12 protein-coding genes are annotated in these 11,693 nt (G+C 55.1%); 4 read left to right on the forward strand and 8 right to left on the reverse strand.

The genetic code is table 11. The features are described 5' to 3' along the window. The first annotated feature begins 414 nt into the window (after positions 1-414). Positions 415-1,530 carry a PAS domain-containing protein gene (locus tag CSQ89_RS17160; protein WP_099407318.1) on the forward strand — a complete coding sequence of 372 codons (1,116 nt, stop codon included), beginning with the start codon at positions 415-417 and terminating at the stop codon, positions 1,528-1,530. Between the two features lie 57 nt (positions 1,531-1,587). Next, the gene (locus tag CSQ89_RS17165; RefSeq protein WP_199065646.1) at positions 1,588-2,451 is read left to right on the forward strand and encodes a DMT family transporter; all 864 of its coding nucleotides are present in this window, start codon (positions 1,588-1,590) and stop codon (positions 2,449-2,451) included. On the opposite strand, the gene CSQ89_RS17170 is transcribed toward CSQ89_RS17165, so the two are convergent. Together CSQ89_RS17170 and hpnC are read right to left on the reverse strand one after the other, a co-directional pair. Further along, entirely contained in the window at positions 2,448-3,026 is a 579-nt protein-coding gene (locus CSQ89_RS17170) for a thermonuclease family protein (RefSeq protein WP_099407320.1), read from the reverse strand. The genes CSQ89_RS17165 and CSQ89_RS17170 overlap by 4 nt on opposite strands. Continuing rightward, positions 3,023-3,862: a squalene synthase HpnC gene (gene hpnC / locus CSQ89_RS17175; protein ID WP_099407321.1), complete on the reverse strand. Its 840-nt coding sequence runs from the start codon at positions 3,860-3,862 to the stop codon at positions 3,023-3,025. The genes CSQ89_RS17170 and hpnC overlap by 4 nt, the downstream gene beginning before the upstream one ends. Positions 3,863-3,971: 109 nt before the next feature. Here hpnC and CSQ89_RS17180 point away from each other — a divergent pair, with 109 nt between their 5' ends. Both CSQ89_RS17180 and nudC read left to right on the forward strand, forming a co-directional pair. Next, positions 3,972-4,274, forward strand: coding sequence for a PilZ domain-containing protein (locus tag CSQ89_RS17180; RefSeq protein WP_158229027.1), 303 nt, complete (start codon positions 3,972-3,974; stop codon positions 4,272-4,274). Between the two features lie 156 nt (positions 4,275-4,430). Beyond that, positions 4,431-5,156: an NAD(+) diphosphatase gene (gene nudC, locus CSQ89_RS17185; protein WP_158229028.1), complete on the forward strand. Its 726-nt coding sequence runs from the start codon at positions 4,431-4,433 to the stop codon at positions 5,154-5,156. 127 nt (positions 5,157-5,283) lie between these two features. On the opposite strand, the gene CSQ89_RS17190 is transcribed toward nudC, so the two are convergent. The 6 genes from CSQ89_RS17190 to CSQ89_RS17215 form a co-directional block, all read right to left on the reverse strand. After that, positions 5,284-6,027: a competence/damage-inducible protein A gene (locus CSQ89_RS17190; protein WP_099407324.1), complete on the reverse strand. Its 744-nt coding sequence runs from the start codon at positions 6,025-6,027 to the stop codon at positions 5,284-5,286. Between the two features lie 158 nt (positions 6,028-6,185). After that, positions 6,186-6,911, reverse strand: coding sequence for an ABC transporter ATP-binding protein (locus tag CSQ89_RS17195; protein ID WP_099407325.1), 726 nt, complete (start codon positions 6,909-6,911; stop codon positions 6,186-6,188). An 8-nt stretch (positions 6,912-6,919) separates the two neighbouring features. Then, positions 6,920-7,705: an ABC transporter ATP-binding protein gene (locus CSQ89_RS17200; RefSeq protein WP_099407326.1), complete on the reverse strand. Its 786-nt coding sequence runs from the start codon at positions 7,703-7,705 to the stop codon at positions 6,920-6,922. Further along, on the reverse strand, positions 7,698-8,846 hold the full coding sequence (locus CSQ89_RS17205) for an ABC transporter permease subunit (protein WP_099407327.1): 1,149 nt from the start codon (positions 8,844-8,846) through the stop codon (positions 7,698-7,700). The genes CSQ89_RS17200 and CSQ89_RS17205 overlap by 8 nt, the downstream gene beginning before the upstream one ends. Before the next feature lie 16 nt (positions 8,847-8,862). Further along, positions 8,863-9,792, reverse strand: coding sequence for a branched-chain amino acid ABC transporter permease (locus CSQ89_RS17210; RefSeq protein ID WP_099407328.1), 930 nt, complete (start codon positions 9,790-9,792; stop codon positions 8,863-8,865). Positions 9,793-9,987: 195 nt separating this feature from the next. Further along, positions 9,988-11,250 carry a branched-chain amino acid ABC transporter substrate-binding protein gene (locus CSQ89_RS17215; protein WP_099407329.1) on the reverse strand — a complete coding sequence of 421 codons (1,263 nt, stop codon included), beginning with the start codon at positions 11,248-11,250 and terminating at the stop codon, positions 9,988-9,990. Positions 11,251-11,693 lie beyond the last annotated feature (443 nt).

Genomic DNA, 11,693 nt, shown 5'->3' on the forward strand with positions numbered 1-11,693 from the left:
AACCGGGCGATGTGCATCAATTGGAGGCAGATTGACCTCAACTGCTCCAACCGCCCGGTGCGGACCCGCATGCCGGGTGGTGTGGCAGGGGTCGGCCAGAACATCTGGTCGCCCCTATGCCGATTTTTGCTGGCTAACGTCGCTTGGCTGGTTTTAGATACGATGCCAAATCCGGTTGCTGGCTTTATGTTGGTCACTATTAATTTTAATAGTGACCACGAGGAGATTCCTCCTCCCCGAGATTTCCTCCTCCTCGGGCGATGGACTAACTTTAGTGCTTGGGGTTGGGGGCGTCATCCCCCAAATGGTGGATAGGGCATAACTTATGAGTAAATTCGTTTGAATATAACGCCCAGCCCGATAACATTGCCCGCTGCAGAACAACAGGCCATTGCTGCAAGGGAGCAGTTTGATATGGGCGATAATAGATCGCGGCAATATGACCAACTCGTTACCACGATCCATGCGGCAGTGTTGGAGCCCGCAAAGTGGGAGGGTTTGCTTCATCGTATCGCCGATACCATCGGCGCTACCGCGGGGGGGTTTTATCTGCGCAATAAGCAGACCCGCGAGCCGGTGCGTTGGTATCTGTTTGGGCATAGCGACCAAGCTATCCGGGCCTACAACGAGTGTTACCTGGCGATAGATCCCTGGGCTGAGATCATCAATCGCACGCCTGTCGGTGTATGGGTGGCGGAACACCAATATTTCGATGATCGATTTGTTGCGAACAATGAATTCTTCCAGCATTACATGTTGCCGCACGGATTGCGGAGGATGATCGGTGCACGGGTGTTCGACGATGGGCGCAGTGAAGCGCTCATTGCATTCCAGCGCGGCTTGGAGGGGGCGATATTTGATGAGGAGGCGGTGGGGTTCCTGGAGCGCTTGTCTCCGCATATCGAACTGGCTTGCCGCCTTTCTACTGAATTTGCACGATTGAGTATGCAGGCCGCGGTGGCGCGCCAAGCCTTGGATAGACTTGTTGCGCCGATGTGGGTGGTTGATGCGGATGGGCGAGTGATTTTTGCCAATCGCGCAGCGGAAGAGGGGGGGCTGAGTGGCGTGTCGATCAAGAATGGCAGAGTACTGGCAACCGGGCCGGGTATGTCTGCCAAGCTGTCTGCGCTGCTGCTGCAAGCGACGGATACGCCAGCCCAGAGTGGTGCGTTGGCGCTGGAGAGTGCTGAGGGCGATCGGTTGACTGTGCTGGTGGCGCCACTTCCTGCCGATTCACCGCTGGTGGCGGATGGCCGCCGTCCTCTCGCCTTATTGATGGCGCATAACCCCGCCGGCAATGAAGAGCAGCCACTGGATGTATTGGCGGCACTGTATGGCTTGTCTCCTGCCGAATGCCGGCTTGCGGCGTTGATTCTGGAGGGGTGTACGCCGACGGAAGCTGCGACACGTTTATCGGTACAGGTATCGACAGTGCGCACACAGCTTAAATCCATGTTCTGGAAGACGGGCACGCATCGCCAGACCGAGCTCGTAAAATTGCTTTCGGGCGCGCTGTTGCTGAAGGCCTAGTATTTTATTTGGGGCGGGCTTGCCTGCTGAGCAACGCGGGTCGCTACAATGTGGCCTATGTCGCCTCACCTAGCTGCTTTACGGCATTCCGGCCCTTTTTGGATGTTGCTGGCATCACTCCTTTTTGCTTGTATGGGCGTCTTCGTCAAGTTGGGCGCAGCGCAATTCAGCACGGCTGAACTGGTTTTTTACCGCTGCCTGGTCGGCTTTTTGGTTATCGGGGTTGTTGTGTTGATGCGTGGCGGGTCGTTACGGTCACCTGTGCTGGGAAAGCAATTCAGCCGCGCCATTGCCGGTACCGGTTCGTTGATGTTGTATTTCTATGCCATCGCTCATTTACCCTTGGCGACCGCTGTCACGCTTAATTACACCTCGCCGTTATTTTTGGCATTGTTCACTACCATTTGGCTGCACGAGCGCCCTTCGCGTGCGCTGCTGGCTGCAGTCGCCCTGGGCTTTGTTGGTATTGTGATATTGCTGCAACCCACATTCAGTCGTGAGCAGTGGTTTGCCGGGCTGATAGGATTGGCATCGGGTTTTGGCGCAGGGTTTGCCTACTTGAATGTACGTATGCTGGGGGAGGCGGGCGAGCCGGAGTGGCGCACGGTCTTCTATTTTTCGTTGATTGCCACCGTGGCGGCGGGCATATGGATGGCGTTTGATCGTTTTAGCCCCATTCATTGGCGCAATGTTTGGATACTGCTGGGGATGGGAAGTTGCGCTACTGCTGCCCAATTGGCGATGACGCGTGCTTATCGAAAAGGCAGAACGCTGGCGGTCGCAGGGTTGGCCTACAGCACGGTACTGTGTTCCAGTCTATTCGGCATGCTGCTTTGGGGAGACCGATTGGGAATCACCAGCTGGTGCGCTATTGCCTTGATTATCGGTAGTGGCGTGTTGACGATACGCAGCGGCCGCTAGCCATGCTGCTTGCGGCGAAAATCCCAGGGAGCCTCTGCTTGCGAGTCTTGCCATAGACCAATGCCTTGCTGGCGGGCGGTTTCCTCTAGTTGCTGATAGCGCGCGAATTGTCGGGCATCCTGCTGTTTTTGCGCGAAGAACAGATAGTGCCAAGCTACGCCACTTTGAAGCTGCATTTCGCTGATATCCTGACCATTGCGACTGACCTCGCCGAGCAATCGGCCATATTTGTCCTGGCCATGCACCAAGACGAGAACCTGTTTGCCAATGAGCAGTTGTTCCAGATTTTGACGCGCCAGGGGGCCATAAGGCTGGTCGCGCTCTGGGGCATCTACATAGCTTAGCCGTACCCGATAGGTATGCGAGTTAGTAGCAATCAGATCCAATGTATCACCATCCAGCACCTCAATAACCCTGCCTTGCAGCGTATTCCCCGCGGCAATTGGTAAGTGGGCTTTGGGCGCTTCATCAGGCCAGAAGGTATAGCCGGTAGCTGTAATGATCGCCAGTAACGCCAAGCCACAATACCAGCTTCGGGCTTTCAGTAGATGCGACGATAGGGTCGCTAATTTCATGAGCGAATCTTTTTCGGCAAAAGTGCACGCAGCAAAAGCATTGGCCAATCGCGACCGCGAAGCGCCGGGCGCTGGCGAAAGATGTCGTAGTCGCAGGCGATGATTTTCTTCAAAATGGCGTCACCACCTAATACGGTTAACCTGATCTCTAACCCCAGCCGTCCTGGCAATGCCACACCAAGGGGGGATCCTGCTCTCAGCATTCTACGGGTTCGGTCAACCTGGAAGGCCATCAAAGCACGCCATTTGTCATCAACGTGCGCAGCGGCGATTTGCGCCTCATCAACGCCAAAGCGGGCTAACTCATCCTGCGGCAGATATACCCGGTCTTTTTTCCAGTCAATCGCGACATCTTGCCAGAAATTAATCAATTGTAGCGCTGCACAGATGCCATCAGACCATGCCAGATTACGACTGCTGGCCTGGCCGGCAACATGAAGCACAATACGTCCGACGGGGTTGGCAGAACGGCGAGCGTACTGCATTACTTCGCCAAAATCGGCAAACCGTGTCTTGATGACGTCTTGCGAGAATGCATCAAGCAGGTCATGAAATAGCTGAATGGGTACCTGATGAGGCCGAATTACCTCATCAAGCAGGTCGCGAAATAAGGGCAGGCCTGGATCTTCGTTGTTCTCGATTCGTCTGAGCGCCTGGCGGTAATCCTCGAGTAGCGCCAGGCGTTCAGCCGCTGTTCTTTCCCCTTCATCGGCAAAGTCATCGGCAGTGCGAGCAAACCGGTAAACGATAGCAATTGGTCGGCGCATTGTCGCAGGCAATAATAGAGACGCGACAGGGAAGTTTTCGTAGTGATTAATGGCGTAGGATTCAGGCATAGCACGCAATTATATGTGGCTTGTCTGTGTTGCGTAGACTGGTGTCAGTATGTACTTGTAGTGTTGGTGCAATTTCAGGTAAAGACCGTGTATTTTGGGGAGAATTGTTTTGACCAGTGACAAGCGTATTTCTCGCCGTATACCGATCGAGTGCCCGACGCGTATCCGTACTGCGGATCTTGGGCCGAGCTATTACGGCACCTGCATCGACCTTTCGGTAAAGGGTCTGACGGTGCATACCAACTTTGTCCCCCGGCCTGATGAAGAGTTGGAGGTCACCGTCTTGCCGCCTCGCGCCGGTGATATTACCCCTCAGCCAATGACGGCCAAAGTACGTGTGCGGCGTTGCCATGAGTTGGAACAGGGCCAGATGTATGAGATCGGCTTGGAAATCGTGACGGTACTGAGTTGATGTTTGTTAACTGATTATGGGTATAAATAGGCAGCGTATACTGGCTGCTTTCCCTTTCCGCACTCAATCATGGTTGTTTTCCTGCCTGCCGTCAGTCCGCTAGATCCCCCTTCGTCAGTCGCATGGCAATTTAGCTTTGTTGCTGGAAAATTGCTTTTGCCAGAGGCTGACCTCGGCGTGTTTCGCCCCCAAGCCTTGGGCGAGTTGCCACTACATGTAATGCAGGCTCATTACCTTGGTCGGCTGGATGGTGTGGATTGTTGGACGGTAAGCCTGGAGGCTATCCCATCGGGTTGGCGTGCCGTTTCGTTGCGTTCTGCAATGCAGGAAATGTCTGCTGAGTTGATGTCGTTGGCTGTCAGGGCTGCGCAGATTATCGAATGGGATAGGGCGCATCGCTACTGCGGTGTTTGTGGCACCCCCACCGTCTTGGTCCCTGCCGAGCGTTGCCGTAGCTGCCCGACCTGTAAGCATCCAGTCTATCCGCGCCTAAGCCCTGCCATGATGGCACTGGTGTGGCGTGGGAAGGAGCTGCTGCTGGCGCGCTCGCCGGGCTTTACACCGGGCGTGTATAGCGCCTTGGCGGGTTTTGTCGAGGCTGGGGAGTCGTTGGAGGAGTGCGTGTATCGCGAAGTGGCGGAAGAGGTGGGCGTCCGCGTGAATAATTTGCGCTACTACGGCAGCCAGAGTTGGCCTTTTCCCCATAGCTTGATGGTGGCTTACACAGCGGAGTGGCAGGAAGGCGAAATCGTGCCACAAGCCGGAGAAATCGAGGATGCGCAGTGGTTTTCCATCGATGCGTTGCCGAATATTCCGCCACGCTTCAGCATTGCCGGCCATTTGATCCGCGATACCGTGACTGCAATGCGCGAGGGTGCCTAAGAACCGGTCAAAGTCTCACGAGCTAAAGCGAAAAAGCTCGAGGAAGCGACGTTTACAAGTGGTAAATGAGCACTCCGAGGACATTTTCGACGTCATATTGTTGACGCGCAGTAGGCTTTGATAGGTACTAACGAGCAATCGGATATCCGCGAGCTACGAGCGCTGCACGGAGCTCTGCCGCTGCATCCTCGGCTAACTGAGGCTTGCCGCTAACCGAGAATTCAATATGTGGCTCTGGATGACGGTCGTTGCCGTAGCTGGGCAGGCATGAAAAGCCAAGGGCAGGGTGATTGGAGACAAATACTTCCATCAGGTCGATCAAGTCGCCTTCCTTGGCACCGGGCACGATAAACCCCACGGTTTGACGGACTTCGCCCTCACCTGCGTAGTAGTGATCGAGTACCCATTCAGCCATGGGCCATGCCATTTCAGGGAATCCTGGCAGGAAGTGGTGTTGTCCTAGCGAGAATCCTGCTATCTGGTTCACTGGATTTGGTATGAGTATACTGCCGGTTGGTAGTTGCGCCATCCTGACCCGGTTGGGATAGGCGGTCTCACCGAATCGCGCTTCGATAAGCGCCGTTGCCTCAGGGTGCTGCTCCAACATCACACTAGCTGCTGTGGCAGCAGCAAGACGGGTATGATCGTCCGGTGTCGCACCGATGCCGCCAAAACTGAATACGATGGTGTCGCCAGCAAAAGTTTCGGCGTAGAGCTGTGCCTGAGCGTCAGCATTGTCGCCAATATAGCGGGCCCACGCCAAGGTTAAGCCACGTTCATTCAGGGCCTTCGCAATGAAAGCCAAGTGTTTGTCAGCTCGACGGCCAGATAGGATTTCATCACCGACAATCACAGCGCCAAAAAGAGGCATCACGGTATTTCCCGTAAGTACGTGTTCACAATCTGTCACGAGCAGCAGCCAGGGGAACACAGAATGCGCTTACTTGCGACAGACTCATTGAATATGTTCCTGGTTGAATTGAAAACGGCCCGCATTTGTGCGGGCCGCTCAGTTTGCCACGAGGGTGCTTATTCGCCCAAATAGGCGTGTTGCACCTTTTCGTTGGCTAGCAGGGCTTCTGCGCTATCAGCGTAAGTGATCTTACCGCTTTCCATCACATAGCCTCGACTGGCTGTCTTGAGCGCCAGTTTGGCATTCTGTTCCACCAGCAGCATCGTGACGCCTTCGCTGGCGATCTGACGGATGATCTCGAAGATTTTCTGCACGATGATGGGGGCCAAGCCCATTGAGGGTTCATCCAGCAGCAGCAGTTTGGGGCGCGCCAAGATGGCACGGCCCATGGCAACCATTTGCTGCTCACCACCCGATAGCGTGCCCGCCAACTGCTTGTAGCGTTCCTTCAACCGAGGGAAAAGGGTGTAGACACGGGCCAGATCATTCTGAATTTCGGCTTTGTCGTTGCGGTAGTAGGCTCCCATCAACAGGTTTTCTTCCACGGTCAGACGTGGAAAGATGCCCCGGCCTTCCGGCACCAGGGATAAGCCACGCGATATGTAGTGGTAGACCGGAATGCGCGAAGTGTCTTGGCCATCGTAAAGAATGGTGCCGGCAGCGGGCTTGACCATACCCACCAGGGTTTTCAGAGTAGTGGTCTTGCCGGCGCCATTGGCACCAATCAGTGCCACCAACTCGCCTTGTTTGATTTCCAGGTCAATACCCTTGACCGCCTGGATACCACCGTAGGCGACCTGAAGGCCTTTGACTTCCAACAGTTTCTTGTCGTTGTTGCTCATGCTGTTCCTTAATCCGGCGTGGCGCCGAGATATGCCTCGATCACGCGCGGGTCGTTCTTGACGACTTCCGGTACCCCTTCGGCGATCTTCTTGCCGTAGTCGAGCACGGCGATGCGGTCGCACAAGCCCATCATCAGTTTCACATCATGTTCGATCAGCAGAATGGTGACGCCATCAGCACGGATTTTTTCCATCAGCCGCTTCAGGTCATCCGTCTCCTTGCCGTTCATGCCCGCAGCCGGCTCATCCAAGGCCAGCAGCTGCGGGTCGGTGGCCAAAGCGCGGGCAATTTCCAGCCGGCGTTGATCGCCATAGCTCAGGTTTTTGGCATGTTCTTCGGCATGCTTGCGGATACCGACATAGTCGAGCAGTTCCAGCGAGCGGGCTTTGATGGCGGCTTCTTCGACGCGAGTACCCGGGTTGCGGAATACTGCGCCAATTACGCCGGCTTTGGTGCGCACATGACGGCCCACCATCACATTTTCCAGCGCCGTCATATTGTGGAACAGACGGATATTCTGAAAGGTACGGGCGATGCCACTGTCCACCACCACATTCGGCTTTTGGCGGAACAGGTCGATACCTTTGAAGGTGAACTTGCCTTCATCGGGTTGATAGAGGCCTGTCAATACATTGAACAGCGTGGTTTTACCCGCGCCGTTCGGGCCGATCAGACCGTAGATTTCGCCTTTGTTGATAGAGAGGGCAACATCGTTTAGGGCGCACAGGCCGCCAAAACGTTTGTGGATGCCGGAAATTTCCAGCAACAGCTCAGTATTCGCTTGATTAGCCATGAGCGGATTCCTTTTCAGCTGCTTCAGCGGCTGCTTTTTCGTCTTTCTCGTGGAGCTCGGCTTTACGGCGTTTGGAGGGCCACAAACCTTCCGGACGGACCAGCATGACAAAGATCAAGGCAAGGCCGAACAACAGCATGCGCAGATTTTCCGGATTGACGACACGCTCGCCCAGCAACTTGTCCTGTAGCGGGTTGACCACATCACGTAATACTTCGGGGGTCAGGAACAGCAGGATTGCGCCGAGGATGACGCCAGGGATATGACCCATGCCACCCAATACCACCATGGCCAGCACGACGATGGATTCCATCAGGATGAAGCTCTCGGGCGAAACAAAGCCCTGGAAGCTGGCGAACATGGCGCCGGATACGCCGCCGAAGGAAGCACCCATGGCGAAGGCCAGCAGTTTCACATTGCGTGTGTTGATGCCCATGGCCTGCGCGGCGATTTCATCTTCACGGATGGCCACCCATGCCCGACCGATGCGTGAGCTTTGCAGGCGGATAGAGACGACAATGATCATCAGGGCCAGCGCGAGGAACAGGTAGTAGTAGAGATGGACGCTGCGGAACTCGACACCAAACACGGTGATGGCCTGGGAGAACTTGTGGCCGAACAAGCTCACGGGTTCAATCAGGTTCACGCCCTGCGGGCCATTGGTGATGTTGATGGGCCGGTCAAGGTTGTTCATGAACAAGCGGACGATTTCACCAAACCCGAGCGTCACGATGGCGAGGTAGTCGCCGCGCAGTTTTAGAGTGGGGGAACCAAGCAATACACCGAACAAGCCTGCCATCAGTGCGGCCAATGGCAATACCACCAATAGCGGCATGTGCAGGATCCATTCGAACCCGGTACCCGCCAACAGTGGCACCAGATGTGGCGAGTTCAACAAGGCGTAGACATAGGCCCCGACAGCGTAGAAGGCGATGTAGCCCAGGTCGAGCAAGCCAGCGTAACCCACCACGATATTCAAACCCAGCGCCAGCATGATGTAGAGCATGGCGAGGTCTAGGTTGCGCACCCAGGTGTTACCCAAGGTGGCACCCATGATAAACGGCAGTACGGCCAGCACGACGGCGAACACCGCCATGCCGATATAAGCCGTAACCTTATTCTTTTTGCTAAAAGTTAACATTGTCTCGTTCTCCCGATCAGGCGCGTTCAGCTACGCGTTCGCCCAAGAGGCCGCTTGGTCGGAAGACCAATACCAGGATCAGCACCATGAAGGCGAAGATGTCTTGGTAATGACTACCCAGCACACCGCCAGTCAAGGGGCCTAGATAACCTGCACCGACGCTTTCAATGATACCAAGCAAGATACCACCAGCTACTGCGCCGCCAAGGTTACCGATGCCGCCCAATACCGCAGCCGTAAAGGCTTTCAGGCCGATCATGAAACCCATGGTGGGGTAGGCGAGGCCATAGTTGGCGCCTACCATGACGCCTGCGATTGCGCCTAGGCCGGAACCAATGACAAAGGTCATGGAAATGACGTAGTTGATATTGACGCCCATCAAACCGGCGACTGCTTGGTTCATGGAGACGGCACGCATGGCGCGGCCAAGTTTGGTCTTCTCCACCATCACCAAGAGGCCGACCATGATCAGAAGGGCCAAGGCAACGATGACGATTTGTAGATCGGTGATAACGGCACCAAAGAAGTTATGTCCTTCATGAGGCAATAGATCAGGGAATGACCGGGGGTTGTTTTTCCAGACTAACACCGCAACCTGTTGCAATACGATGGAGATACCGATTGCAGTGATGAGTGGGGCTAGTCGCGGTGCGTTGCGCAATGGACGGTACGCGATACGCTCGATGATGAAGCCGATCAGCATGGTGATGGGCATGGCGATCAAAAGTCCGCCGACTACTAGCACTGGGCCGGGTAAGCCGATGCCAGTGGCAGATAGGACGCTGATTGCTGAGATGGTGATCATTGCGCCCATCATCACAATTTCACCGTGGGCGAAGTTGATCAGTTGGAGAATGCCGTAAACCATGGTGTAGCCAAGTGCAATCAGCGCATAAATGCTGCCGACCACTAGGCCATTGATAAGTTGCTGAATAAAAATATCCACGCGTTGACTCCCCGTCTTGTTGCGTGTGGGAAAGCGAATCGTACTGGTAGAAGCAGACGAAACCCCGTGCGCCCAGTGCGTATTATATTTAGGCGCGGGCGGATTCTGACTTGGGCTTGATGACTGGTGTAGTTAGGGAAAACGGAACGAAAAAGGCGGCATCTTTCGAAGCCGCCTGTTAGCTGGTGTGCCTGATTATTTTGGTGCTTCTGCTGGGGCGGGTGCCGCCGCGTCGGCCGGCGCAGGAGCTGGTGCCGCTGCAGGGGCCAGTGCGGCACCACCTACGGTTGCGACAGCTTCCCAAACACCGTTCTTCACCTGATAGACCGTGACATTGCCACCAAGGATATCGCCCTTGGCATCAAATTTGATGGGGCCTGTCACGCCGGCGTAATCCGTTTTCGCCATTTCGGGCAAATATTTGGCAGGGTCGGACGAGCCGGCCTTTTTCATTGCCGCCACCATGACACGCGTAGCGTCATAGGTGAAAGGCGCGTAAATCTGGATGTCGGTGTTGAACTTGGCCTTGTACTTTTCGTTAAAAGCCCCAAAGCCAGGCATTTTGTCTTTCGGCATACCGGGTTGCGAAGCGTACTGGCCCTCGGCATTATCGCCTGCCAGCTTGATGTATTCACCTGTTTGGAATCCATCACCACCGATTACCTTGGCGCTAACGCCCAGCTTTTTGAGCTGCTGGGTCAGCGGGCCTGCTTGCGCGTCCATGCCACCGTAGAAAATGATATCCGGCTTCTTACCCTTGATCGTGGTCAGGATGGCCATGAAATCGGTGGCTTGGTTGGTGGTGAACTCCCGACCTACCACGGTTACACCCTTGGCTTTAGCCGCCTTTTCAAATTCATCCGCCAAGCCTTGGCCATAAGCGGTACGGTCGTCGATGATGGCGACCTTCTTTGCTTTGAGGGTGGTGGCGGCAAATTCACCTAATGCACCACCTTGGGCAATGTCATTGGCGATTACGCGGAAGGCGGTCTTGAAACCTTGCTGGGTGTAGGCGGCGTTGGTGGCCGAAGGCGAGATTTGGGGAATACCTGCATCGGAATAGATCTTTGAAGCGGGTATCGTTGTGCCTGAGTTGAGGTGGCCAATCACGCCAGCAACCTTGGCATCAACAAAACGTTGCGCCACGGTGGTGGCAGTTTTCGGGTCGGCTTGATCATCTTCCGAGACCATTTCGAACTTGACCTTCTTGCCACCGATTTCGACATTTTCGGTGTTCAGTTCATCAATGGCCAGACGCACGCCATTTTCGTTGTCCTTGCCCAAGTGTGCAATGTTGCCAGTTAGCGGTGCTGCATGGCCGATTTTGATAACGACATCGCCAGGGGCGGTAGCGGAAACTGGCGCAGCAGTTTCAGCTGCGGGTGTTTCTTCTTTGTTGCCGCAGGCGGTGAGCGCCACAACGGCGGAGGCTATTAGGCTATAACGAGCCAAGGTCATCTAAATTCCCCTTTTGACAAAACCGGTATTCCAGTGGGTAAGAGCCAGCGCTAGCTGGCGGGCTCTTTTGTAGGCCAAATGCGCTTGGATATTGCGCCCGACTTTTCTCGCTTGTCAACGAAGCGAGAAGGCGTGTTGCGCGGCTGAGGGCCGCCTGCCATAAGGCTTTGGCATCGAATACTTACACTAGGTGTCTGCATGATCTTTACTAGGCACCTAGCTGGTCGGCGCTGGAGGGCGCGCGAATCCTAGCGATTGCTTATGGATGCAGCTTAAACGTGCCTCTTACCCCGGTTGGGACGAGTACTACTTTTAGTAACTGATGTTACGCAGTGCATACGATAACCTGTCGCCATGAAGAACAAAGAACTCGATTTGTACACCGACTATTTGCTGAGCACGTTTGGCGCGGCGACAGCAACGGGCTTGTCGGCGATGGTAGG

This window comes from Chitinimonas sp. BJB300, assembly GCF_002735695.1.
In the GTDB taxonomy this organism is placed as follows: domain Bacteria; phylum Pseudomonadota; class Gammaproteobacteria; order Burkholderiales; family Chitinimonadaceae; genus Chitinimonas.